Source organism: Paenibacillus sp. FSL R5-0914 (genome assembly GCF_038004525.1).
Lineage (GTDB): Bacteria > Bacillota > Bacilli > Paenibacillales > Paenibacillaceae > Paenibacillus_AQ.
The window spans coordinates 2,077,449-2,101,379 of sequence record NZ_JBBORH010000001.1; the positions used below are offsets into that span (position 1 = coordinate 2,077,449).

Below are 23,931 nucleotides of genomic sequence, written 5' to 3' on the forward strand. Positions count from 1 at the left end.
ATTATGAACAATAATGAATTTATTATGCCTACCCCCCCATTACCTCTTACACCTCCGGAGGAAGAAAAGCTGCGTGGTCGTCTGAGTGGTTTTAAGGGGGGGTATGATGAGGGCTATTTACGGGGGCGCCTTGCGATCCTGAATGGTCGATCTGAAGAAGTATTTCCTGTGCGGAATATTCATGTCATGTATGTCGCTTCTGGCAAAGGCTACCCTTACTCTCCTTTAGATGATGCGGTTCTTTGCGCACTACAAAAATTAACAGCTCAAGTCACAATTACGGATGTGCGTCAAAATCTAGTAGAGCTGGCTGCAGCGCAAAGACCGGATCTGGTATTGGTGCTAGACGGTATGGATTTACCTCTTGAGCAGATCGATGCTCTACGCACTAGTGGCATTCGGACAGCTATCTGGCTTACTGATGATCCTTATTACACTGACTTTACGGTCAAGATTGTGGCTCACTACGATTTTGTATTCACACTTGAACGTAATTGTATTGATTTCTATCGGGGACTTGGTTGCCCTGAGGTCCATTATCTTCCTTTTGCTGCTCACCTGGAGCATTACCGTCCTACTACAACACGTTCGTCAGTCAATCGGGAAGTTAGCTTTATTGGCTCCGCCTATTGGAACCGGGTGAACTTCTTCCGTGAGATTCTTCCTGATTTGATGAACTATAACACGGTGATTAACGGAATCTGGTGGGATCGTCTGCCTGAGGCTCCGCTCTACGGTGACCGTATTGAAATTGGCAAATGGATGTCCCCACAAGAGACGTCAGTAGCTTACAGCGGCTCCAAAATCGTCATTAACCTCCACCGCTCGCACATTGATGAAGTGGTTAATAACAATACGCTTTCGATTCCTGCCGTTTCTCCTAATCCGCGTACCTTTGAAATTGCAGCAACGGGCACGTTGCAATTAGTAGATGCTAGAGATGATATGGGATCTTTCTACAAACCGGATGAAGAAATTGTGACCTTTGCGAGTCCTCAGGAAATGATGGATAAGATCCGTTATTACTTAACCCATGAGGAGGAACGCCGGGCAATCGCGCTGCGTGCTTTTGAACGGACACTCAAGGATCACACTTACGCAAAACGTATTCACCAGATGCTAACAGTAATCTACGGCTAGACTTTGGCCCAAACTGGATATGGAAATGTGCGCTTAGCAGGGGACAGGTGTCGTGCCGGCATCTGTTTTTCCTCGATATACTGTAGAACCGGACCTCAGCGTATGCCTGTAACCTGATGAAAAGAAGCTGATGGAGCGGCTTGTATAGCTGAACGGAGGCAAAGGTGGGTTATGGACTGAGAGGGCGAGGCTCGGGCTAAGCGGATGCTTTCGAAGCGAGTTTTACTGCGAAGTAAGAAACTTGAGCAACGCTTCGTAAAACTAAGCGAATGCTTCCGAAGCGAGTTTTACTGCGAAGTAAGAAACTTGAGCAACGCTTCGTAAAACTTTTAGGGAGGTGAATGGCTGCTCCAGGCCCTCGTTAGGGAGCGCCGAAACGCCATGGCTGATAAAGCTACAATCGTCCTCTTTTCACATGTATCTAATACACGCAGTATTACCGGAGCGGAGAAGCTGTTGTTGTTTTTCGCTCAGGAGCTTTCTCCGTACTTTAATTGTATTCTCGTTGCACCACAGGACGGCAAGCTGACTGCTCAGGCTCGAAGCTTCGGAATAAGTGTACAGTTGCTCTCGATTCCTCTTTTATATGGAATGTACACTCCTTATGCAGGGCTCGAGGCAGATGCTCGTAAATTCCAGGAAAGCAGGGAGTACCACGAGTTAACAGACTGGCTGACCTCTCTGCGCCCGGCGTTTATTATTACAAGTACCTGTGTCCATGCTTTGCCAGCAATGGCTGCCAAGTCACTGGGCATTCCGGTGGTATGGAAAATATCAGAGACGATAACAGACAATGAATATACACCCATTAGTGTAGGGCTGATTCATCGGAATAGTAATGAGATTCTGGCTATTTCACAAACGGCAGCAGCTTGCTTTCCAGAGGAAGTAAGAGCGGAGAAAGTGATTCAGCTTCCGCCTTCTTGGAATGACAAAGAGATGATGATTGAGGCTTGGAGCAAGCTTCGGGGCGAACGACGGCGAGAGCTAAAGATTAAACCGCAGGAGCAGCTGGTCGGTTATATTTCTTCCTTTATTAATAAGGAAAAAGGATTGGAACATTTTGTGAAAATGGCTGTGCTTGTGTACGCGGTCCATCCTAGTGCGAAATTTGTTGTCATAGGTTCAGCTGGTGACAAAAGCTACTATGATCGGTGTGTCCGCAAGGTAAAGCTCGAGGGTCTGTATACCCGATTTAAATTTGTTGGTTATGCTGAATGCCTTCCATCTGCTTATTGCGCTATGGATGTGCTGGTTGTTCCCAGCCTGATCCGCGAAGGCTTTGGAATGACCGCTTTGGAAGGAATGGCTTTTGGAAAGCCTGTGGTCGCTTACGACTCCGGGGGCTTGCGGGAAATCCTGCACTCAGCAGGCTGCGGCGAAAATCTCGTGCCCGCGTCGGACATTTCCGCGCTGGCCGAAAGAGTCAACGTTATGCTGGCGCAGCCGGGACTGGCGATAACCATAGGCGCCCAAGCGCGGGAGCGAGTCGACGCCGTTTATGGTCCGGCGGCTTATCGGAGCCGCCTGCAGGGTCTTGCGGAGATGTGGAGCCTCCGCTATTGCAGCGCACCACCGGTGCGCGAGGCTGACAGCGTGGTGGAACCACCCGCTGTCCTGCCTGAATTGCCCGCTGCGTCGCCGGCTTTGCCGCGAAGCAAGGGCCTGCCGAGCCGCGTCGCCCGCAAGCGACGCGGCAAAGCCCGGGCGCGCCGGCGAAGCGGGCGCCCGTTGGTTTTGCGCCGCGCTGCTCGCAAGCGGCGTAAGGGCTCTGCCCGGCGGCGGAGCACCGCCGGGGGCAAGCGCCGCCGAGCCCGCCGGGGTGGGCGGCGGCGCGCTGCGTAAGTGCCTCGCTTGCCGCGAAGGTGGCAAGCTGAGCGGAAAGAGGGGCATTTATGCTCCAGATTATCACGAATTCGGATAAACGAGCGAAAAGAGGGGTATAAATGCCCCAGATTGCCGCGAATTCGGCTAAACGAGCGAAAAGAGGGGTATTTATGCTCCAGATTGTCGCGAATTCGGCTAAACGAGCGAAAAGAGGGGTATAAATCCCGCAAATTGCCGCGATTCGAGCCGGAACCGCCAAATGAACGGTATAAATCCCGCAAATTGCCGCGATTCGAGCCGGAACCGCCAAATGAACGGTATAAATCCCGCAGATTGCCGCGATTCCAGCCGGAACCGCCAAATGAGCGGTATAAATCCCGCAAATTGTCGCAAATCCAGCCGGAACCGCCAAATGAACGGTATAAATCCCGTAGATTGCCGCAAATCTGCTATTCTACCAATCCTGCTAAAAGCCCAACCCGCGCTTCTAGCAGTCTCAGTCCACCCGACTGAGCCAAGTCAGACCATCATCAAACAGGCAGGGGAGTGAACTCATGAAGATCATGACGATTTTAGGCACGAGGCCTGAAATCATCCGCCTCAGTGTTATCATTCCGCTTCTCGACGAACATGCTGAGCGGCACATCCTGGTGCATACCGGCCAGAACTTCACCGCCAGTCTCAGCGGCATTTTCTTTGCAGAGCTGGGACTGCGGGCGCCGGATTATGTGCTGCAGGATAAGCAAGCAGGACTCGGCGGCCAGCTTGCCGCCATGTTCGGAGGGCTAGAGAGCATTTTACAGAAAGAACAACCAGACCGTGTCTTACTTCTGGGGGATACGAATAGCGCGTTATGCGCGATTTTGGCCGAACGAATGGGTATTCCGGTGGTGCATATGGAGGCAGGCAACCGTTGCTATGACCTAAAAGTGCCCGAAGAGAAAAACCGCCGTGTCATAGATGCCGTTTCGACCATTAATATGCCATATACACAGCAGAGCAAAAGACACCTAATCAGCGAAGGCTTTCCAAGCAGACGTATTGTGTTAACAGGAAATCCGATTCATGAGGTCATGACTCATTTTGAACCGAAAATCCAGGCTAGCAGCATTCTGGAGCAGCTGAATCTTACCTCAGGGCAGTATTTCCTTGTAACAGCACATCGTGCAGAGAATGTAGATGATCCAGAGTCCCTTGTACAAATTATGTCAGGTCTTAACGCAGTGGCTGAGCATTTTGGAATTCGTTTAATATGCAGCATTCATCCTCGCACTCGCTCCAAACTAACTGAGCAATTTTCTCTTCCAATGAACCCTCTCGTTGAATTTCATGAGCCCTTCGGATTTTTTGATTTTGTTTATTTGGAACAGCACGCCTTGTGTGCCATCACCGACAGTGGGACCGTACAGGAGGAATGCTGCTTGATGAAAGTACCAACCGTTACGATTCGCAGAACAACAGAGCGTCCCGAAACGGTAGATTGCGGAAGTAACGTGGTGTCAGGTGTTGACCAGAAAAGTATTCTACGTAGCGTCAAGCTGATGGCGGCGCTCCGTCGGGATTGGGAGGCTCCGGAAGGTTACTTGACTCCGGATGTTTCGGTAAAGGTAGTTAAATTTTTGCTTGGAGGGAACCTGCATGTTCAATAATAAACGGATTGTGGTCACAGGCGGCACCGGTTCCTGGGGGCATGAGCTGATTAGGCAACTTCTGCCGCAAAATCCTAAGGAAATTATCGTATTCTCCCGCAGTGAGTCCGCTCAGGTGGCGATGAGCCGGGAGTTCGAGGATCAACGACTCAGCTTTATCATTGGCGATATCCGTGACAAGGATGCGCTGGTCGCCGCGTGCCGTGGCGTTGATTATATCTTCCATTTGGCGGCGCTCAAACATGTTCCGGTCTGTGAGGATCAGCCGTATGAAGCGCTCAAAACCAATGTTGTAGGCACTCAGAATGTAATCGAAGCAGCCATTGTGAATGGCGTTGAGAAAGCCATTTACATTTCTACGGATAAGGCTGCAAACCCGTCGAACTTCTATGGAATGACCAAAGCGATTGGAGAAAAATTGTTCGTCTATGCCAATCTAATTGGCTCAAACACCCGTTTTGTAACCGTACGTGGAGGTAATGTGCTCGGAACGAACGGCAGCGTAGTACATTTGTTCATGAAGCAGATCAAGGACAAGGGACAGGTACGTATTACCGATATGAAAATGACCCGCTTCTTTTTCACACTACGCGATGCGATTACGCTGTTATTTAAAGCTTCTGAGGTTAGCTTAGGTGGAGAAATCTTTGTCATGACGATGCCTACTTGCCGGATTATCGACCTGGCTGAGGTGTTAATCGAGGCCTCTGGAGAGCCGAATGTAAGTATTATCGAGACCGGAATTCGTCCGGGGGAGAAAATACACGAGATTCTAATGAGCGATTTCGAAAGCTTAACAACCGTTGTCTACGATGAACAGTATCTAGTGATTCTCCCTACGCTGAACATGCCAGAGTTAAAGGCACATTATAGCGCTTATCCTCATGTCTCTTTTAATAGTTTCAGCTCCGAGACGAATCTAATGGATCAGGAAGAGATCAAAAGCATCTTGATTCGAGGAGGTTTCCTGCAATGAAGCTGCTTATCCTTGGTGGAAACGGTATGGCGGGGCATATGCTGGCGGATTATTTCCGCCGCCAGGGCAAGCATCACGTCTTCCATACAACCCGGGATAAGAGCGATCTTGGCGGGCTGTATGTAGATGCGAACGATATAGCCGGAGTAGAGAAGCTGGTCGATATCGTCTCCCCTCATTGCATCATTAATGCGATGGGGGTACTCAATCAATTCGCAGAACGTGACAAAATAGGGGCTTACCACGTGAATGGCTTTCTTCCTCACCACTTGTGGCGGATGGCGGAAGCTGTTCATGCAAGACTTATTCATATCAGTACCGACTGCGTGTTTGAAGGAACACGCGGGGGGTACACAGAAGAGGATGTTCCTGATGGAACCTCTGCCTATGCGATTTCGAAAAGTCTTGGCGAGGTGCGGCAACCTGGGCATCTTACGATCCGGACTTCGATTATTGGTCCGGAAATCCGCCCAGACGGCATTGGTTTGATGGATTGGTTTCTGGCACAGCGTGGTCAAGTGTCAGGATACCGCCGGGTGATGTGGAACGGAGTCACTACACTCCAATTAGCTAAGGCAATGGATACGCTGCTGGATTCCACGGTATCGGGGCTGATCCATTTAGCGCATCCGAAGCCGGTAAGTAAGTATGAGCTGCTTCAGCATATTCAGGCTGCTTTTCATAAAGAGGATGTGGAAATCATCCCTGAGGATGAACATGTTCAAGATCGAACATTAGTGAATACAAGAACGGATGTTAATTTACCGTTGCCTTCGTACCCATTGATGCTGCAAGAACTGGCTGACTGGATGAAACAGTCAGAGATGTCCCCATGAAAGGTCAAAAACTACTGATTACCGGGGCTGCCGGATTCACCGGTCGACATGCCGTTCATTTGTTCTTGGCAGGAGGCGCTGAGGTTACTGCTGTGGTGCGTCCGCCATCCACAGCGGGTGCCCTAGCTTCCGCTTTGTTTCCAGAAGGAGTGAAGGTTTATTACTGTGATTTAAGCAATCGGAAGGCCGTAGCTGAGATGATCAAGGAAACTACACCGGAGGCTGTCCTTCATTTGGCAGGAAACAACTCGGTGCCCGAGTCTTGGCGTAACCCTTTGCTCTTTATGGAGACGAATGTGATGGCAACGTTATATTTGTTAGAAGCCATGCGAAGTCTACCTACCAGTCGAATTCTTGTAGCAGGCTCGCGACTTAAATTCAAACCGGGTGTGGTGGCAGGACCCCCACACCCATATAGCCTCAGCAAAACAATAGAAGAGCTGGTGTCTCTGGCTTGGGGGACGCTGTTTAAACAGCCCGTTCTGCTGGCTGAGCCCTGCAACCTAATCGGTCCCGGTCCTTCTACTGGTTTCTGCTCTTTATTGGCACAGCATATTGTTCGTAGTGAAGTACATGCAGGCGAAGAAATCCCTCCCTTTAAACTTTCATCTCGCTATGCATTACGTGATTTTTTGGATGTACGCGATGCTGTAAGAGCTTATGACTTTATATTGCGCGAAGGTACTAATGGAACCATTTATCAAATCGACTCAGGGACACAACGGCAACTTGGGGATATTGCGGAGCAACTGATAAGCCGCTCCAGTGCTTCAATTCCGATGGACTGGGGACCAGCACAAGCTGCTCTGTCTATTCCGGTTAACGGAGTGGCGGGGGATAAACTAATAACTTCAGATGCCTCTGCAACACCTGAAGACAATGTATCTTCACTGGGCTGGAAGCCGGGAATTGAGTTTAGTCAGTCCTTAACAGATATTTTGGACTATTGCCGCGTGAACTGGGAAGGACGGATGTTATGAGACCGAAAGTATCGGTAGTGATTCCTTTTTATAACTGCCCTTATATAGAACATGCCTTGCAAAGTGTGCTTTCACAGTCTTGGGAGCCATACGAGATCATCGTCGTCGATGACGGCTCGACCGTTCACACAGATCTGATTAGACCGTATTTTCCGCGAATTCATTATTTAGGGAAAAGTAACGGAGGAACCGCCTCTGCACTGAATCACGGCATCTTGCATGCAAGCGGAGACTATGTGGCTTGGCTCAGCTCAGATGACTTATTCTATCGAGACAAAATCAATAATCAGGTGCTGTTCATGGAGCAGAACAACCTGTTCATCTCTTATACCAACTTCAATTTTATTAACGGTCAATCTCAACTAGTTCAGATGAACGCATCGTTATTGTTTCCTAGTCACCTCGATTATTTACGTTGTTTTTTACAGGGGAACCCTATTAATGGCTGCACGGTGATGTTCAAACGAGAGGTATTTGGAGCGATTGGGCTTTTTGATGAATCACTTCCCTATACACATGACTATGATTTATGGTACCGCGCGATTCTGAACGGGTATGCACCTGTGATGCTGAATCAGTCACTCACCGCTTACCGTAATCATGAAGGGATGGGGACGCTTAAATATTACGATGTCATTATGGCAGAGGCAGCTGCAACCAACGCTCGCTACAAGGGTCCGCTCCAACACTTGATTTCTTCGATGGGGGGGTAAGAAGGTTATGTACCGGGAAATTGAAGTGAATGACTTTCTACCAATCTTATTGGAGCAGTTGAAATTCTGTGAAAGTATACTGGATATCGGTAGCGGCACCGGTACCCTGCTTGAACGGTATGAAGCCGCAGTTGTCCTAGGACTAGAAATTCACAGACCTTACCTACTGCATCGTGAATATAAATCACCTCACATTATTCCAGTGCATGGGGATGCTAGTCATATGGATAAATTATTTCTTCCTAAGACGTTCTCGGCAGTCACTTTTATCGATTCCATAGAACACTTTGAAAGGAAGGAAGGACAGAGATTACTCGGGATGGCCGAGAGAATCGCCTATAATCGTGTAGTTGTGTTTACACCTCGGGGTTTTTTTCCGCAGGAGGGAACGGACCATTATCACTTGCAAGGAGAACATTATCAAAAGCATCGGAGCGGATGGGAGCCGGAGGACTTTATGGAGCTGGGGTATGCTGTAACTGTACTTAAAGGCTTTCATCATGCTCAAAACCCATCGTTTCGTGAGGCGTATGGCGAAGGCCATGCTCCGGTAGATGCCTTATTGGCTTGCAAAACAGTATAAAGAGCGAGCTTCAGGTGAAGGAGGTGAGCGCATGAGTGAAGAACCTAAAGTGTCAGTGATCATTCCTTTTTATAACTGTCCATATGTGGATCTCGCCATCCAAAGCGTCTTGGAACAAAGTTATTCGAACATAGAGATCATTGTAATCGATGATGGATCTACTCTTTGGATGGAAAAGCTTGAGCCCTTCAGGGATAAGATTATTTATATACGAAAAAGCAATGGAGGAACCGCCTCCGCGCTAAACAGAGGGATAGGAGTAGCTACCGGAACTTATTTTGCCTGGCTAAGTGCTGACGATTTATTTCATCCGAATAAAATCAATCACCAGATGCAAATGCTCAAGAGCACAGATACTTTGTTTAATTATACAGCCTATTATTATGTAAACGAGCAGGGTGAGCGGATTTCAGAGACGATAAGTATGATTTTTGACAGCAGGGCACAGTTTATTGAGACCATGATGTTAGGCTGTCCGGTGAATGGAAGTACGGTTCTTCTCCATATGGATATCTTCCGCACAGTAGGGAAATTTAATGAGAAATTGTTGTATACACAAGATTATGATCTATGGCTGCGTATTTTGCCGTATTATACATGGTCTTATATAGAGGAACCGCTGCTTGATTACCGAGTTCATAACGAAATGGGCTCAGTGATTCACAAAGAGGAGCAGAAAAAGGAGATTGAGCAGGTACAAGCAAGACATCGCCGGGTTCTATCACGCTTGTTGCAAAAGGAGAGAAGGAAATGAAATTAATATTTCCTGTTCTAACTCTAACTAGGGGCGGGGCGCAGCGTATGCTCACGGAGCTGGCTAATCGTCTGACAGAAATGGGTCATGAAGTGACGATCCTCTTACCCAGTGATGGTGTCGTAGAATACGAGATGAAATGTAAACTGATCTATGCAAAAGAAGGAGAACTGGCAGCAAGCGATTTTCCTGCAGGAGATGTGATTATCTCCAACTTCTATACCACAGTCGAGGTATCACAGCGGGCAAGTGAAGAGGGGAAAGGCATTCATGTTCGATTGGCGCTTTGTTATGAGCCTACCTTTTTACCTGACAATAGCCGTTCTTTTTCATCGTATAATATTGCATCCAACCTACTGGTTCTATCACACTGGCAACAAGGAATTGTCCAGATGAACCATGGGATTAAAGGGAGAATCGTACCGATCGGGGTAGGTCCTGTTTTTAAAAATACGAAAATCCGTGATCGTAATAAAAGGCTGGTAATTTCCGCGATTATGCGCAAACCAGAGGGCGGATTCTCAGCTCACCGTGAGCAGGATTATTTACTTCGGCAATTAAACAAGGTTAAAGCCCACCATCCAGAGGTTGAAATATATTTAATTTCTCCTCCCGGAGAACAAGCGGAATCTGCAACGCTACAAGCCCTAGTGAACGACGAACGTTACCAAATAAGAACTCCAGCGAATGATACAGAACTTTGTTTCCACTATAGTGAGAGCGACATTTTCGTAAGTTCGAGTACGTATGATACAGGTTCGTTACCAGGGATCGAGGCTATGCGTTGTGGTGCAGCGCTCGTTACGGTTTACGCCGGTGGGAATAAGGAATATTGTACACATGGTCATAACTGTTTGATGTCCTACCGGTTTGAGAATCGGCTTGCAGATGACATTATAACCTTAATCAGAGACCCGTCTTTACGCCGACGATTGGCTCGTAAGGGGGAAGAGGTTTCACAGGATTTCACTTGGGAAAAAAGTACACGAATATTTCAAAATATGTTATTTGAGATTGTATCAAGGAATCCATTTTAGTATGTCCCAAAATTATAAAAGAACCTTCAAATCCACAAAAAAGTGGTTTGAAGGTTCTTTTGCAGTTAGAAGATGGCAAAGGAGTTCATCATTTCACGAAAAGACTGCGCATATTTTTCCGTACCGTAACGTGAAACCATATAATTTCTTCCTTGCTGGCGGAGTGCATTTCGCATTGGCATATTGTTCATTAGCTCTAGCCCTTCATTGACGGCCGTTTGGATGTTGCCAAGAGGATAAAATTTACCTGAAATATTATGCACAATAAAAGATCTAACGCCGTCGGAATCCGTGCTAAGTACGGGACAAGTGCAGCAAATGGCTTCCGCAACGGCATATCCAAATCCCTCTGTAACCGAGGTGGATAACAGAAATCCACCAGAATTGGCTATCGAGGAATAATAAATCGGCATCACATGATTTGGAATATTGGTAAAGGTACTCAGACGGTCATTCAGACCTAAGGTTTGCAATTCTTCTTGGAAGAGCTGCTTTTGATCTTCTGTGGCTAATTCAGGATCATGAAACATCCATAAATGAAGGTTTGGTTTGTGAAGGCGAATTTGATGGGCAATTCTCAAATATTCGCGCCAATTTTTGTTGCTTTCCAGACGCCCGACCCAAGCGATGACCGGATCAGCGGGAGGTTCAGCAGGGATGTGCTGAAAGGACTGAACATCAACAATATTGGGAATGACATACCGATGTAGCCATGGACAGATTTCAATAAACAGCTCCAGTAAATGATCCGTTGGTGGGATTAAGACAGCGTTACAGTAGGAGCGGAAATAAGGAATAGCGTCTTTGATTAGATCTTCCGCATGACTCCGTTTTCCAAGTCCTTGAGATTCGTATATCAAAATACCGCCATAACCGAGCTCACGCAGACGCTTGAGCAATAAATAATCGGATGTAACAATAATGGCATCATAGTTATGTGTCTCAAGTACTTCTTTAATCTCCTCATCTATAGAGGAAATGAAGACCGGAAAGTTAGCCTTATTCTGGCTTCCTGAACCAGGCATTAGATATAAAACATGACATTCGATCCCATTACGCTGGAGACTCTCGCACCGCAGCTTATTTAAAGTCTCCACCCCGCCACTCGGTATATAAAACGTGAATAAAACTTTCATGCACGTGCCTCCTGACTTTTGCGGAGCAATACCGACTCGTTGAAATACGGCTTACTGTTTATAAGATACGCCGATGTGCATTCGCAGGTGACGGTAAACAGTCATAGTTCCAAATCCTTTCAGGATAGCTTGTTCTTCGGAAGGTCATGCTAACGACTGTTACGCTGCACACATACAACAATAGAGATGGAGGATGAATTCATGATGCGATCCAAGATCAGCATGTCAGTCTCAGCCGCATTACTTCTAGGCTTGGTGAGTATTACAGGGTGTGGGACGAACACGGCAGAAAAGACTAATGTGCAAACTAATAGTGTCCGGGGGGTAAATGACGGACGTATCGGTGTAAACTCCGTGCGCGGAGGAACAATGGGTACGCATAATATTACTAAAATGGAGGTCAGTCAGGAGCTTGCTGATCGTATTGCTGCTATGCCTGAAGTTCGCACTGCGAACGTAATGCTTGCAGGTAAAAATGCGTATGTCGCCGTAACGTTACATGATACAACTACTGGTCTTCGGGCCAAAGGTACTACATCTTATCGAGCCAAATCGTCTACAGTTCCTCACAATTATGGACCGACTGGAGTAATGTCGGGTACAGGAAGAGTGAAAATAGGACGCGATGGAATGAATGATACAGGGGCCGTAACGAATGGAACGAACGGAGCTCTGAGAGGCACTGTGAATACAGTCCCTGGTACAACAAGCACTGGACCTGCAACACTTGGCATGGGTACTCACAGAAATGGAACAACCGGAATGGGAAGTCTGGGAACAGGTACAGGAACAACTGGGACAAGAACCCATACTTATAATAATGGACCTCTGCTGAATAGCAACGGTTCGAAACATGATGTCAATATGGGGATGGGTATTGGTAACGGAATGGGCATGGGAACCAGAAATACAACCGGAACCGGGACAGGAATGACAGATGGTTTGGGGACTGGAATGGGTATTCGCAGTACCACTCCAAACTACACCAATAGTACGCATGGTACGAATTACAGAAGTAATTCGACTCACATGAACAGTACTCATTCGACTCACATGAACAATACAAATAACACTATGAATATGAAAGAAACAGATACAGTAACTAAAGAAATTAAAGCGAAAATCGCTGCTGAAGTTAAAAAACATGATGCAACGATTAAGGATGTATATGTATCAGCAAACCCAGACTTTGTAGAGCGTGTTAACGTTTATGCAGAAGAGGCCCGTGCGGGTCATCCAATCAAGGGTTTTGTGGATGAATTCCGAACGATGGTTGAGCGAATTTTCCCGACGCGTAATTATTAATCAATAGTTCGATTTTATAAACCAAAAAAAGCAACAGTCCTCACCTTTGTGGCGAGAATTGTTGCTTTTTTATTATATAACCACCTTATTATATGGTAACTGGGCGACCACCAATCCATACGCCTCGCAAATTCAATTCAGCGTCAAGACGCAGGATATCACCACGTTTTCCGGCTTCCAAGGTACCGATCGAACGCTCCATTCCAATGGATATCGCCGGAGTAAGGCTTGCAGCACGGGAGGCTTCTTCTAAGCTGAGCCCTACTTCTTGTATGAGATAACGGAAGCCACGAATCATGGTAAGTGTACTACCCGCCAAAGCGGCAGGGTTATCTTTAAGTGTGGCGATGCCATCTTGAACCAGCACAGGTAAATCACCGATTGTATATTCACCATCAATAAGACCAGTTGCAGACATGGCATCTGTAATTAATAACAAATTGTTATCTTTTTTTAGATTAGCCACTAGAGAAATCGCTGCAGGATGAACATGTATGCCATCGGCGATGATCTCCGCACGAATGCGTTTATCAAACAGTACAGCACCAGCAGCTCCAGGCTTGCGGTGATGTAACGGTGTCATTGCATTAAACATATGCACGGCTTGATTTAATCCGGCATCTGCCGCGGCAATAACCTCTTCAAAGGAAGCATCGGTGTGACCGAGAGCAGCGGTAATACCATGCTTACGGAGCCAGAGGATAGCTTCTAGTGCACCTTCGCGTTCCGGAGCCAAGGTGACTTGCCGGATCATGCCCGGATAATCATTCTCCCATTGTTCCAGCCACTCAATATTGGCAAGAACAATATGCTCAGGGTTTTGTGCACCGGACCATTTTGGGCTGATGAACGGTCCTTCCAAATGCATGCCCGCGATTTGTGTGTATGGCATCTCAGTGGCGCGATATGCGTTTATTTCGGCAAATACTTGGTCAATGGCTGGCTTAGAGGCAGTCATAGTCGTAGCCAGCATGGTAGTTGTGCCTTGGGAGCTGTGAAATTTAGTGATGGTATTTAAAGATTCAGCATCACTATACATAAAGTCGTGGCCAGCTCCACCATGTACATGCACATCTACAAAACCAGGGATGAGCAGGTCTTCCGAAGCTTGACCATCAGCTGGCCAGTGCGCGTAAGCCTCTGGAAGCCATGCTGCCTCGCCGGCATAATGAATTTGCTCACCCGATACGGCAATCACGCCATGCTCAATTAATCCTTGGGGAGTCAGCACTTTACCAAGCAGTAATTTTCCTGGTTCTTTATTTATTTCAGCCATTTTCCTGCTCCTTCATCTACAAGGACGATTACATTCGGATGGCTCTGCAGTAAAGATGCAGGGCACTGGGTAGTAATCGGACCTTCAACGGCATTCCGGATGGCTTCAGCTTTGCCGGCACCGCGTACTAACAATAGAATCTGGCGAGCTTTCAGAATGCCGCCGATGCCCATGGTTATTGCTTGCCGCGGTACATCTTCCAAAGAGTCGAAGAATCTGGCATTTGCTTCCCGTGTGTCTTCAAGCAAATCAACGACATGGGTTTTGCTGCTGAGATTGGCATCTGGTTCATTGAACCCGATATGGCCGTTGCTTCCAATCCCGAGGATCTGCAAGTCAACCGGTCCGTTTTCTTCCAGCATTTTGTCGTATGCGAGGCACTCCGCTTCCATATCTGCTGCATTGCCGTTAGGGATATGTGTCTGTCCTGGGTCAATATCAATATGATTGAATAATTGCTCGTTCATGAAACTGCGATAGCTCTGCGGGTGATCAACAGGCAATCCGATATACTCATCAAGATTGAAGGAAGTGGCTTTCGAGAAGCTTACAAGTCCTTTTTGGTGCATTTCAACCAATTTGGCATAAACACCAACTGGGGAACTTCCGGTCGCTAGACCGAGCACCGCTTTTGGATTGCTTTGAAGCAGGCTGGCGATAAGATTCGCACCCGTTTGTACAAAATCTTCATCACTATTGAACTTAAGAATATTCATTAAGATTGACCTCCTCGTTTGTTTCGGTAATGTTGGACATTCAAATAAGATTGCTCCAGTCTAGGAATAAAATCCCCAAAACGGGTGCTGACCATTCCAGTAAACAAAATATCAATGATGTGTAGCTGGGCAATACGTGAAGCCATATCTCCTCGGCGCATTCCTTTTTCCAGAGAAGAGGAGAAGAGAGGAATATCAGCCAGAGTTGCCAAGGTGCTGCTGCCGTAAGAGGTTAGAGCGATTGTGCTTGCTCCGCTGGCTTTGGCACAAGTTAAAGCATCAATGGTCTCTGGGGTTTCTCCGGAATACGATACTGCGAATACGACATCGCCTTCAGATAGCGAAGAAGCAGATGTAATCTGCATATGGGAATCAGCGAAAGCGGTGCAATTCACGCCAATGCGGATCAGCTTCTGATAGAAATCTTGTGCGACAATGGAGGAAGTCGCCATCCCGTAAAGATCCACTCGCCGTGCTTGGCACAATAAATTAACGGCTGCTTGTAATCGTTCCAGATCTAGGAGTGAAGTAGTATCCCGAATGGATGTCAGGTGGTTCGTTTGCATCGCTTCCACAATTACGGAAAGCGGGTTACCTGCAACGATATCCTGATAAGAAGAACCGCCATCCTGAGGCGCTGCATCGCTATGAGCAATTTCAGCCGCCAGCTTTACTTTGAAATCTGGGAAGCCTTTAAAATGTAGAACCTTACAAAAACGTGTGATAGTAGCAGGACTAATACCGCATTGCTCCGCGAGTTCTGTGATGCCCATATGAACGATTTCACCTGGTGATGACAGGATCCGTTCCGCCAGCTTGCGCTCCATTTGAGACAGCTTGGACTTTTCATGCTCAAGTGCATATAAAATTGGGGACATCAATCCACCTCGACTTCTAATGTAGCTTTTTAAAATTATTTTTAAAATTACTTCTTCAAATAAGAAAATTATTTTCATACTCAGAATAAAACAAAATCTATCCGGATGCAAGGGGTAAAAATGAATACAATAAGGATAATATGCGAGAATTATTAGTCTCTCTTCTATTTAAATAAAAACGGCCCACTCACAGAAGACTGCGAGGTGGACCGTTTTTGAACAATACCTGAAACGTGCTATACCGTAGAACGTTCAATAATGCGATACTCAAGCTTACGGTGTACAGGATGACTATCATTATTTTGGATCTGATCATAGATGATCCGAAAAGCTGTAACGCCCATTTCGGGTAACTGGTTATCTATGGTGGTTAGACCTAAAAGTCGTCCGATCGGCTGGTCGTCAAATCCGATGACGGCCAGATCCTCAGGAATACGGATACCGTTCTTCCACGCTTCGATGATTAGACCGGCTGCCACATGATCGCCTGAAATAATTAGGGCATTAGGCCGGTTCTTCATTTTCAGCAGTTGGTGCAGTACACGTCCACCGTCCTCTTCATTCATACAGTTATACATCATCCATTCTTCCTGAAAAGGCTGGCCTGTAGCGGCTAGAAAGTCACTAAAGGCAATTTGCCGGATAGAACTACTGCTGCCATGTTGTCTGCCTTCACAGTAACCTATCTGTTCATACCCCTTATCATGCAAGTACTGCAGGCCGGAGCGAAAAGCGGAATAATGTTCGATATACACCGAAGAGAAGCGGCGTTCACCTCTATCTTGGCAGATGACTATCGGCCCATATGCTGTATACTCATCAATGACTTCTGAGCTCATTCTCGTAGATACAATTACCACGCCGTCAATTTCTTTGTTGCGCAGCATCTCCAGTACCTTGAGTTCTTCTTCATGACGATAATCGGTCTGGCACAGAATCAAGCGGTATTGCGCTAGCAACGCTTCTTGGGCTAAGCCTTCAATAATTACAGAGAAATAAAAAATGTTGATATTAGGGATAATAACGGCAATGGCGTGGGTACGGCCGGTAATTAGATGCACGGCATTCATATTACGCGTGTAGTTTAACTTTTCAATCGTATTTAAAACAGCGGTTCGTTTGGTTTCACTTACATAAGGATGATTATTGAGTACTCGCGAGACCGTTGTCACGGAAACACCAGCCATACGGGCGATTTCTTTTATATTAGCCATTCGAGAACAACAGCCTCCCTTTGGTGCTTGTGTGTAGTGTCTAGTCTTTTTATTCTATCATATCGTCCGTAAATTACTTTGCAAATAAAAAGCTTGCTATGGAATCCATTTCATAAATTAGACTGTAGTTGCAAGGGATTACCGGACTAAACCGGCGTAACCTAACGGGCGTGACGGACCGGTACATCTAGTTTCATTTCTAATGTAAAGGTCCGAGGATCGGCTTCATTTAAAATCTACAAAAAACGGTTGTCATCGTTAAAAGATGACAACCGTTTTTTTCTTTGTAGCTATACAGTTTGTGACGCTTTTGGTGCTCTATTGCGCAGCATCTCCCACACAATGAACGCAAGGACAAGCAGCTGAGGCACTAAAGTTTCCCAAGTTGGATACATCCCGAGCCAGCTAATAGAAGGTAATCCATCCTGTACATGTGCGGGTAGTTTCCCTGCGACTTGAAGGGAGTGAATGCTCTCTCCAAGAAAGCGGAATACTAAATAGTAAATAAGAAGTGTAGCTGTACGGAAGAAGGCAGCAATCGGCAATTTCGCACTTAAGGCAATAATTGCGTAACCTACAATTGCTAGAATGACTAGAGCACTACCGATCCCTAGCAGCAATTGAGACACTTTAATGGAAGGGGCCATCCCTACATAAAAAATGGTGGTTTCTGCTCCTTCACGTAAAATCGCAAGCGCTGCTACGGAGGACAAAGACCAGAGATTGCCCTTGGCTAATGCTCCATCCACTTGCCGTCCAACATAGTTGTTCCAATTTGCGGTATTTGATTTACTATGCAGCCAGCGTCCAATGGTAAGCATCATAATGACGGCTACAAGACCTGTGATGCCTTCAATCATCTCGCGTGCTCCACCAGATGCGGCGCGGGAAATGGTATAGGTGAGTAGAACGGCTAATGCGATACTCGCTACAAGTCCTACAGCTGCGCCAGACCAAATCCACTTCTGTGCTTTTGTGTTGCCATCACGTTTCAGGTAGGCCAGAAGGGCAGACAATACGAGGATCGCCTCCAGTCCTTCACGCAGAAGAATTAGCGCAGCATCCCAAGCATTATAGGTTGTCTCACCAGCCAAAGGAGTCAGCTCAGTGACCATATTATCCATGATCTTTAAGGCTTGATCTAGCTTAGGTGGATTAGAGAGCAGATAGCCAGTGACTGCTGCACTTTCGTTCTCAATATTGGTATAGACCGCTGGAGATGCGATCTGTACTTGTCCTTCAGCAGAGGGCCAATCTACGATGAATTGCTCCATGATATTAGCTGCTTCTGCGCTGTTGCCTGCTTTGGCGGTGGAAGAAGCTTTGTTGAGATGGCTGATCAGTCCTTCAATAGATGCTGGTTTACCGGAAGTATCTCCAGCATCTATTGCTTTGCCTTCACTGTAATCAGCAAGCAGCTGATATAAGGCTTCTGCTTCTGATTTCGCCGACTCCTCGCGGAGCGGTTCAGCCTGCAGCGCGATGCGCAACAGGCTGATCTTCGTCTCCAGCAAGCTGTAGACGGCGGAATTGTCGGCCCGGATGTTGCGCTCTGCCGGCTTCCATCCGCTGACGATGTCGCGGTACGCTGCCGCTGCCGCGCTCCAGTCGGCGCTGCGCACCGCATCCCGCGTGCGCTCCGCCGCGGGCAACAGCTTCGCCGCCGTCTCCTGGCCGGCGGCTCCAGTGTCACCGCCGTCCGTGCCGGAGGCGGCGGTGACATACGCGTCCACGCTTCTTGCGAGCGTGGACAGTGCCGTTTTGGCGGGCGCACCATCGCCCGCCGCAAGGGCCGCCGCCGCGTCTGCAAGCGCGGCGTCAACGGCGGCAGCCGGACCGGCAAGTGCCGGGTCCGGCGTGTTCGCGTTCGCGGTGCGCCACAGCGCAGCGAACGCTTCTACATCGGCGGCGGCCGCGTCCCAGCGGCTCTGGCCGGCTTCGACGAGCGCGCTGCCGACAGGCGGCAGCAGCTCGTCGACCGAGCCATCACCCTCCGCCCCCGCCGGGTTAGATAGCATCAGTATACATATGATGCTAAACAGAATCAGTACGGCTGCCTTCGATAGCAGCCGTTTATTAAGAGAGTACATCGGGATAATCCCCTTTCAATAATGGACAGGAATATTCGATTGGAAAATTAGGGCAGGCTTAGCCTAAAAGTGTTTCCCCGATGTAGCCGCCTTGGCGAATACCTGGGAAGCAGGCAAATACCGCACTGCCTGTATGCGTCATATATTCGTTTAGCCGATCACTTTTCGAGAGGCGCTGCTGGATCGCAACAAATTGCTTCATTAAATCTCGTTGAAAGCTGATGAATAATAATCCTGCATCGAGTTGACCTGTTGCGATATCTAATCCGCTGGAAATGGAGTAGGAGCGGCGCAGCATTTTGACGGTGCCGTCACCATGCGCTAAGGCAGAATGTGAATCCGGCGGAATGGCGGGCTTCCCGGAAGCATCAGTCGCTTTCAGATTCAGATCATCGAATTCGTCCTTTGCACCGATAGGTGCTCCGTTATGACGATAACGGCCGAAGGTGGCTTCTTGATCGCTCAGAGAGGAACGGTCCCAGACCTCAATTCGGAAACGTACACGGCGAACTGCCATATAAGTGCCGCCGCTCATCCATGAAGGACCGTCACTGCTGCTGTTCCAGACCACTTCGTTCATTTCTGCTTCGTTCGTAGTATCTGGATTTCCTGTGCCGTCTTTAAAACCTAGAAGATTACGCGGCGTCGCTCCCTTAGGATCTGCTGTTCCTGTGCGCTGGAAGCCTTCCTGTGTCCAGCGGAGTACGGCTGTGCCACGGGCGATACGTGCCAGATTTCGGATGGCATGGAAGGCCACCTGCAGATCATCAGCACATGCTTGGACACAAATATCTCCACCACACCACTTAGGATCCAGGTTGTCTCCCGTAAATGCTGGAAGATCGGCTAATAGGGTTGGACGCTTGGAAGACAAACCGAATCTGTTGTCAAAAAAAGAAGGGCCGACACCAAAGGTAAGCGTACAGCGTGAAGGGTTTAAACCATCCACTTCACCTGTATCGGAGGGTGGGAGATTAGGGTTGTCATTGACGTCGCCAATGAGGCTGCCAGTAGTAAGAGAAGCTGCGGCAGTTGTCCATGCTTGCATTAGCTTTTTTACATCGGCTAGCTTCGTTGTGGTCAGATCAAAGGATGCGAAGTAAATAAAATTTTGCGCAGGGGTTAGAATGCCGGCCTGATGACTCCCGTAAAAAGGAATGGAATCAGCATCGGTGGCTACTGTTGGCTCAGCTACGGCATTGCGCGCAGCCATAATTCCACCAACACCTCCACCACCTAATAATAGACCAAGGCTAGTGGCGCCAGTAAGCCGCAGCATATCGCGGCGGCTTAGTTTTTTATCTAATATAAGATTGCTCTTGGATTCTTCATTGAGAGGGGCACCCTCTGCATTCGCTGGTAAACCGGTAGATCTATTTTGCTTATTCATGATGATCACACTCCTAGAATAGTTCCCATGTTGGACAATGGCTCAGCCAAGGCATCCAAATTCTGACTCAACTTACGCACATCTTCTTCCTTCAGCTCTTCATAGGAAACATATCCATCTCCAGATTTGAAAGGAGCAAGCTCAGCTTGCAAGGCTGCAAACCGTTCACCAATCGTTTTTTCCAGCTCAGCATCTTTTTTCGCCAGTTCTGGCTTTAACAGCTCGTATATCTTTTGGGCACCTTCCACATTAGCGACGAAATCGTACAGATCTGTGTGGGAGTAACGTTCTTCCTCACCTGTTACTTTAGATGAAGAAACCTCATTAAGCAGTTCTACAGCACCAGTAACGAGCAGATTGGCATCGATCTCTACGGTCTCTACTTTTGCACGTAGAAGCTGGGCATCTTTCAATAATTGGTCAGCAACTTCGGTCATATCTTTGGTAGTGTTATCCTGCCAGAGTGCCTTTTCAAGCTTATGGAAGCCGCGCCATTCAGCAGCATCTACGTCATTCTCACGGGCATCAATATTCGGATCCAAATCACCAAGTGCTTCTGCAATCGGCTCAATTCGCTCGTAATACATGCGGGCTGGTGCATAAAGTGCCTTTGCATCCTCAATCTTTGCTTCTTTAACTGCGTTCGTGAAATTTTCTGTTTGCTTTACAAATTCATCACATTGCTCGATGACATATGTACGATATTGTTCAACCGCTGATGTAAAGTCGGCAGTAGTTGCTGTAGTAATATCAGATGTATTTGTTGCCTTGGTACTGTTAGCAGCAGCATTTGCAGAGTTATTATTGCTAGTGTTGCTATTACTGTTATTGTTGTTACTGGCACACCCGGTAAATAGTATGGAGGCTGCAAGTAGACCTGCAGGCACGGCATATGTGAATTTCATTGAATGAAGCACCCCTTTTTTTATATGTAAATGATAATCGTTATCATTTATGCTGGACTTATCATAAGTCCGTATACATTTACTGTCAATATAAAATTGTGATGTATTTCATAGTTATATTTTGCAAGATAAAAAAACTCTCGGGACTGGAAGTTGAGTTTGTAGAAATATATCTAATAACATCCGGGAATTAGTAAGTTAACACTTCGTTTGATTTGATCATTTATTTGCGCGAACGCAGCAGCTATCGCACCTCATAGTCGCTATTGGCCTAAAAAACACCAAAGATTGCTCTCTTCCTTATAATTAGTGGCACTGGTGTCCGAAGCTCTGCTTAAGGTGATAAATATACTAATAACGCCATCTGGGTCCGTAACCCTCAGAAGGAGATGATGAATACACTGTTGAAGCGGGCAGTCAACGACCAACAACACAAAACAGCGATTCTCCAATAATGGATGAATCGCTGCTATGTGTTGCTTACAATTTTTATAATTAACCGGGCCGTCTCATCTATAGGAAAAAAACTACTTATTCGACAGCCCCATTCTGTGTCGTCTTTATTTTATTGTTCATTATGGGATTCATGTTCCGTAGTGGGATGATTTTTGAATACTTCTGCGGCTTCCTCAGCAGAAAATTCCGGTTCGAATTTACCGACTAGTGGCAATTTGTTTAATTTCGTAGTTTGTACCTCTGCCTTAGTAGGTTGATTATTTTTCGAGTTGCTCATACTTACACCTCCTTTTAATAAGAAACAACAAGTTGTAGTTTGCCCTGTAAGGAGATGATTCTATCCAAGAGGATTTCAAGTTTTGCGGATGAATGTCCTCACTAAAGCGGTGTAATAAGCTTCGGATGGTTAAGCCCATTTTGTAGTTATGACAGCACCATTAACTTCATCAATACATAATATGTTTTGACTGTATCCCTTTACCTTGTTATACCAAACAAACCCAGGGCAAGGAGGGGTGACACCATTGAAGGGGAACGAACACCACAGCAAATTTCTGTTGACTCATCGTGAGCGCGAAGTTTTCGAGCTTCTCGTGCAGGACAAAACGACTCGTGATATCGCTGGTTTATTATTTATCAGCGAAAAAACAGTTCGGAACCACATCTCCAATGTAATGCAAAAACTAAACGTTAAAGGCCGTTCACAAGCGGTTGTCGAGCTGATCAAGCTTGGGGAGCTGAAAATATAGCTGGCCATGTCTTCGGAAGTGACGCGTTTAAGCCTTCTCCACCTCTAGGGGTGAGGGAAGGTTTTTTGTAGTGTCCGGAATATTAAATTTGACTACATTTTATGGATTGACGGATATTGGGAATGGTTGTAAAATCATCTTAAAGTTAAAACCTTTAAACTTTTGAAATCATTTTGATACTTTCGATAAAGATGAAACTGACATTCAATGTTCGATTCTCAGTCAGGACATAGTTGTGGCGAGAAGAGTTAGTCCTTTTTTATTTCCCTGAAAGTTATAACGTTTAAACTATTGAACTTGGAGGCATAGAAGCTTAGATGAACATTCATGATGTAGCCAAAAAGTCGGGGCTCTCTGTAGTGACCGTATCCAGAGTTCTTAACAATTCACCTTCTGTACGTGAAGGCAATAGGCGGAAAGTGCTGAGTGCTATGGAGGAATTAAATTATCAGCCCAATTCAGCGGCGCGGAGTCTCGTGCGTGGCAAGACGGGAGTCATCGGTATGTCGATTACCAACTTTAACGACTCCTTCTATGACCGCGTGATTCGCGTGGTGAACCGGAAGCTGGCAGAACAAGGTTACTTCTTGGCCCTGTCGATAGCCGAGAATGAGGATGAAGGCGTTAACTTCCTGTTTCAGAAGGACCGCGTTGACGGGATTATCCTGTTATCTCCGCTTGAGGAAAAAGAATATGTGGAGGAGCTGAAAAGAAAAAATATTCCGTTTGTCTTGCTGGATAACCAGCTCCAGCATGAGGATGTTCCCAGTGTCGTCGTCGATAACTATCAAGGGGGTTATGAAGCTACCAAGCACTTGATTGGTCTTGGACACACCCAGATCGCCTATATCGGTGGCCCTTCGGTGTTCCTGAGTGTAGCAGAGCGCAAGCGGGGTTATGTACAGGCGCTGGATGAAGCAGGACTATCGCCTTTCGGCACGGAATATTGCGGATTTACGGTAAGTAGTGGTTATGAGGTGGCCAAGAGATGGATCCGTGAAGATAAGCTGCCGACAGCCATTTTTTCAGGAGACGATTTTATTGCTTTAGGTGTTGTTCAAGCCCTGCGTGAGGAGGGGATTCTGGTACCTCAGGATATCTCAGTGGTTGGCTTTGATGATCAGCAGTTCGTAGGTGAATTTTATCCCCGATTGACGACAGTCAGACAGCCTGAGGCGCAAATGGGCAGCATTGGTGTTGATTTGCTGATGAAATTAATCAATGGGGAGGTGATGCCAGCTGTTGTAACGAAGCTCGCTCCTCAGCTTCTCGTGCGTGAATCCACCGCATCTGTAAGGTTAACCTAAATATTAGGAGTGAA

General features: G+C 47.0%; 23 protein-coding genes. 14 read left to right on the forward strand and 9 right to left on the reverse strand.

Annotated features, from left to right (window positions below):
- The first annotated feature begins 24 nt into the window (after positions 1 to 24).
- The 11 genes from MKX60_RS09135 to MKX60_RS09185 all read left to right on the forward strand — a co-directional run bounded on the left by MKX60_RS09135 (position 25) and on the right by MKX60_RS09185 (position 10,495).
- Positions 25 to 1,140 (forward strand): CgeB family protein, encoded by a 1,116-nt coding sequence (locus tag MKX60_RS09135; RefSeq protein WP_042194464.1) that lies wholly within the window; start codon positions 25 to 27, stop codon positions 1,138 to 1,140.
- A 381-nt stretch (positions 1,141 to 1,521) separates the two neighbouring features.
- Positions 1,522 to 2,985: a glycosyltransferase gene (locus tag MKX60_RS09140; protein ID WP_341059566.1), complete on the forward strand. Its 1,464-nt coding sequence runs from the start codon at positions 1,522 to 1,524 to the stop codon at positions 2,983 to 2,985.
- Positions 2,986 to 3,147: 162 nt separating this feature from the next.
- Positions 3,148 to 3,480 carry a hypothetical protein gene (locus tag MKX60_RS09145; protein WP_341059568.1) on the forward strand — a complete coding sequence of 111 codons (333 nt, stop codon included), beginning with the start codon at positions 3,148 to 3,150 and terminating at the stop codon, positions 3,478 to 3,480.
- Positions 3,481 to 3,521: 41 nt separating this feature from the next.
- On the forward strand, positions 3,522 to 4,616 hold the full coding sequence (gene wecB, locus MKX60_RS09150; protein ID WP_076285976.1) for a non-hydrolyzing UDP-N-acetylglucosamine 2-epimerase: 1,095 nt from the start codon (positions 3,522 to 3,524) through the stop codon (positions 4,614 to 4,616).
- Positions 4,606 to 5,592 (forward strand): polysaccharide biosynthesis protein, encoded by a 987-nt coding sequence (locus MKX60_RS09155; protein WP_076285977.1) that lies wholly within the window; start codon positions 4,606 to 4,608, stop codon positions 5,590 to 5,592. The genes wecB and MKX60_RS09155 overlap by 11 nt, the downstream gene beginning before the upstream one ends.
- A complete protein-coding gene (locus MKX60_RS09160) occupies positions 5,589 to 6,428 on the forward strand; it encodes a dTDP-4-dehydrorhamnose reductase family protein (protein ID WP_076285978.1) in 840 nt (279 codons plus the stop codon). Before MKX60_RS09155 ends, MKX60_RS09160 begins: the two co-directional genes overlap by 4 nt.
- Positions 6,425 to 7,408: an NAD-dependent epimerase/dehydratase family protein gene (locus tag MKX60_RS09165; protein ID WP_042191474.1), complete on the forward strand. Its 984-nt coding sequence runs from the start codon at positions 6,425 to 6,427 to the stop codon at positions 7,406 to 7,408. Before MKX60_RS09160 ends, MKX60_RS09165 begins: the two co-directional genes overlap by 4 nt.
- Complete coding sequence (locus tag MKX60_RS09170) at positions 7,405 to 8,121, forward strand: glycosyltransferase (protein WP_076285979.1); 717 nt, start codon at positions 7,405 to 7,407, stop codon at positions 8,119 to 8,121. The genes MKX60_RS09165 and MKX60_RS09170 overlap by 4 nt, the downstream gene beginning before the upstream one ends.
- Positions 8,122 to 8,128: 7 nt before the next feature.
- Positions 8,129 to 8,704: a class I SAM-dependent methyltransferase gene (locus MKX60_RS09175; protein WP_076285980.1), complete on the forward strand. Its 576-nt coding sequence runs from the start codon at positions 8,129 to 8,131 to the stop codon at positions 8,702 to 8,704.
- A 31-nt stretch (positions 8,705 to 8,735) separates the two neighbouring features.
- Complete coding sequence (locus tag MKX60_RS09180) at positions 8,736 to 9,458, forward strand: glycosyltransferase (RefSeq protein WP_076285981.1); 723 nt, start codon at positions 8,736 to 8,738, stop codon at positions 9,456 to 9,458.
- On the forward strand, positions 9,455 to 10,495 hold the full coding sequence (locus tag MKX60_RS09185; RefSeq protein ID WP_076285982.1) for a glycosyltransferase family 4 protein: 1,041 nt from the start codon (positions 9,455 to 9,457) through the stop codon (positions 10,493 to 10,495). The genes MKX60_RS09180 and MKX60_RS09185 overlap by 4 nt, the downstream gene beginning before the upstream one ends.
- A gap of 65 nt (positions 10,496 to 10,560) precedes the next feature.
- Here the strand turns inward: MKX60_RS09185 and MKX60_RS09190 are convergent, their stop codons facing one another.
- Positions 10,561 to 11,631, reverse strand: coding sequence for a glycosyltransferase family 4 protein (locus MKX60_RS09190; protein ID WP_042191464.1), 1,071 nt, complete (start codon positions 11,629 to 11,631; stop codon positions 10,561 to 10,563).
- 201 nt (positions 11,632 to 11,832) lie between these two features.
- Between MKX60_RS09190 and MKX60_RS09195 the strand changes: the two genes are divergently transcribed.
- Positions 11,833 to 12,936, forward strand: coding sequence for a YhcN/YlaJ family sporulation lipoprotein (locus MKX60_RS09195; RefSeq protein WP_339266948.1), 1,104 nt, complete (start codon positions 11,833 to 11,835; stop codon positions 12,934 to 12,936).
- An 88-nt stretch (positions 12,937 to 13,024) separates the two neighbouring features.
- Here MKX60_RS09195 and nagA read toward each other — a convergent pair whose 3' ends face one another.
- From nagA to MKX60_RS09235, 8 genes are all read right to left on the reverse strand, one after another.
- The gene (gene nagA, locus MKX60_RS09200; protein WP_341059572.1) at positions 13,025 to 14,212 is read right to left on the reverse strand and encodes an N-acetylglucosamine-6-phosphate deacetylase; all 1,188 of its coding nucleotides are present in this window, start codon (positions 14,210 to 14,212) and stop codon (positions 13,025 to 13,027) included.
- Positions 14,200 to 14,928: a glucosamine-6-phosphate deaminase gene (gene nagB, locus MKX60_RS09205; RefSeq protein WP_076285985.1), complete on the reverse strand. Its 729-nt coding sequence runs from the start codon at positions 14,926 to 14,928 to the stop codon at positions 14,200 to 14,202. Before nagB ends, nagA begins: the two co-directional genes overlap by 13 nt.
- Positions 14,928 to 15,806, reverse strand: a complete 879-nt coding sequence (locus tag MKX60_RS09210) for a MurR/RpiR family transcriptional regulator (RefSeq protein ID WP_042191459.1) — start codon at positions 15,804 to 15,806, stop codon at positions 14,928 to 14,930. Before MKX60_RS09210 ends, nagB begins: the two co-directional genes overlap by 1 nt.
- A gap of 236 nt (positions 15,807 to 16,042) precedes the next feature.
- Positions 16,043 to 17,020: a LacI family DNA-binding transcriptional regulator gene (locus MKX60_RS09215; RefSeq protein WP_042191457.1), complete on the reverse strand. Its 978-nt coding sequence runs from the start codon at positions 17,018 to 17,020 to the stop codon at positions 16,043 to 16,045.
- Between the two features lie 290 nt (positions 17,021 to 17,310).
- Positions 17,311 to 19,110, reverse strand: coding sequence for an FTR1 family iron permease (locus MKX60_RS09220; RefSeq protein ID WP_341059575.1), 1,800 nt, complete (start codon positions 19,108 to 19,110; stop codon positions 17,311 to 17,313).
- 58 nt (positions 19,111 to 19,168) lie between these two features.
- Positions 19,169 to 20,500 (reverse strand): iron uptake transporter deferrochelatase/peroxidase subunit, encoded by a 1,332-nt coding sequence (gene efeB, locus MKX60_RS09225; RefSeq protein ID WP_341059577.1) that lies wholly within the window; start codon positions 20,498 to 20,500, stop codon positions 19,169 to 19,171.
- 5 nt (positions 20,501 to 20,505) lie between these two features.
- The gene (efeO, locus tag MKX60_RS09230; protein ID WP_341059579.1) at positions 20,506 to 21,405 is read right to left on the reverse strand and encodes an iron uptake system protein EfeO; all 900 of its coding nucleotides are present in this window, start codon (positions 21,403 to 21,405) and stop codon (positions 20,506 to 20,508) included.
- Between the two features lie 565 nt (positions 21,406 to 21,970).
- On the reverse strand, positions 21,971 to 22,138 hold the full coding sequence (locus MKX60_RS09235) for a hypothetical protein (RefSeq protein ID WP_179085837.1): 168 nt from the start codon (positions 22,136 to 22,138) through the stop codon (positions 21,971 to 21,973).
- 247 nt (positions 22,139 to 22,385) lie between these two features.
- Here MKX60_RS09235 and MKX60_RS09240 point away from each other — a divergent pair, with 247 nt between their 5' ends.
- Positions 22,386 to 22,610, forward strand: coding sequence for a helix-turn-helix domain-containing protein (locus MKX60_RS09240; RefSeq protein WP_019908812.1), 225 nt, complete (start codon positions 22,386 to 22,388; stop codon positions 22,608 to 22,610).
- 317 nt (positions 22,611 to 22,927) lie between these two features.
- Positions 22,928 to 23,917 (forward strand): LacI family DNA-binding transcriptional regulator, encoded by a 990-nt coding sequence (locus MKX60_RS09245; protein WP_076285988.1) that lies wholly within the window; start codon positions 22,928 to 22,930, stop codon positions 23,915 to 23,917.
- Positions 23,918 to 23,931: the final 14 nt, after the last annotated feature.

Bases quoted from the DNA above. Each gene is read 5' to 3' on its own strand.
- MKX60_RS09170 (WP_076285979.1), top strand. From the start codon at position 7,405: ATGAGACCGAAAGTATCGGTAGTGATTCCTTTTTATAACTGCCCTTAT.
- MKX60_RS09245 (WP_076285988.1), top strand. From the start codon at position 22,928: ATGAACATTCATGATGTAGCCAAAAAGTCGGGGCTCTCTGTAGTGACC.
- MKX60_RS09185 (WP_076285982.1), top strand. From the start codon at position 9,455: ATGAAATTAATATTTCCTGTTCTAACTCTAACTAGGGGCGGGGCGCAG.
- MKX60_RS09190 (WP_042191464.1), bottom strand. From the start codon at position 11,631: ATGAAAGTTTTATTCACGTTTTATATACCGAGTGGCGGGGTGGAGACT.
- MKX60_RS09195 (WP_339266948.1), top strand. From the start codon at position 11,833: ATGATGCGATCCAAGATCAGCATGTCAGTCTCAGCCGCATTACTTCTA.
- MKX60_RS09210 (WP_042191459.1), bottom strand. From the start codon at position 15,806: ATGTCCCCAATTTTATATGCACTTGAGCATGAAAAGTCCAAGCTGTCT.
- nagB (WP_076285985.1), bottom strand. From the start codon at position 14,928: ATGAATATTCTTAAGTTCAATAGTGATGAAGATTTTGTACAAACGGGT.
- MKX60_RS09220 (WP_341059575.1), bottom strand. From the start codon at position 19,110: ATGTACTCTCTTAATAAACGGCTGCTATCGAAGGCAGCCGTACTGATT.
- efeO (WP_341059579.1), bottom strand. From the start codon at position 21,405: ATGAAATTCACATATGCCGTGCCTGCAGGTCTACTTGCAGCCTCCATA.
- MKX60_RS09155 (WP_076285977.1), top strand. From the start codon at position 4,606: ATGTTCAATAATAAACGGATTGTGGTCACAGGCGGCACCGGTTCCTGG.
- nagA (WP_341059572.1), bottom strand. From the start codon at position 14,212: ATGGCTGAAATAAATAAAGAACCAGGAAAATTACTGCTTGGTAAAGTG.
- MKX60_RS09135 (WP_042194464.1), top strand. From the start codon at position 25: ATGCCTACCCCCCCATTACCTCTTACACCTCCGGAGGAAGAAAAGCTG.
- efeB (WP_341059577.1), bottom strand. From the start codon at position 20,500: ATGAATAAGCAAAATAGATCTACCGGTTTACCAGCGAATGCAGAGGGT.
- MKX60_RS09175 (WP_076285980.1), top strand. From the start codon at position 8,129: ATGTACCGGGAAATTGAAGTGAATGACTTTCTACCAATCTTATTGGAG.
- MKX60_RS09235 (WP_179085837.1), bottom strand. From the start codon at position 22,138: ATGAGCAACTCGAAAAATAATCAACCTACTAAGGCAGAGGTACAAACT.
- MKX60_RS09165 (WP_042191474.1), top strand. From the start codon at position 6,425: ATGAAAGGTCAAAAACTACTGATTACCGGGGCTGCCGGATTCACCGGT.
- MKX60_RS09140 (WP_341059566.1), top strand. From the start codon at position 1,522: ATGGCTGATAAAGCTACAATCGTCCTCTTTTCACATGTATCTAATACA.
- wecB (WP_076285976.1), top strand. From the start codon at position 3,522: ATGAAGATCATGACGATTTTAGGCACGAGGCCTGAAATCATCCGCCTC.
- MKX60_RS09180 (WP_076285981.1), top strand. From the start codon at position 8,736: ATGAGTGAAGAACCTAAAGTGTCAGTGATCATTCCTTTTTATAACTGT.
- MKX60_RS09215 (WP_042191457.1), bottom strand. From the start codon at position 17,020: ATGGCTAATATAAAAGAAATCGCCCGTATGGCTGGTGTTTCCGTGACA.
- MKX60_RS09160 (WP_076285978.1), top strand. From the start codon at position 5,589: ATGAAGCTGCTTATCCTTGGTGGAAACGGTATGGCGGGGCATATGCTG.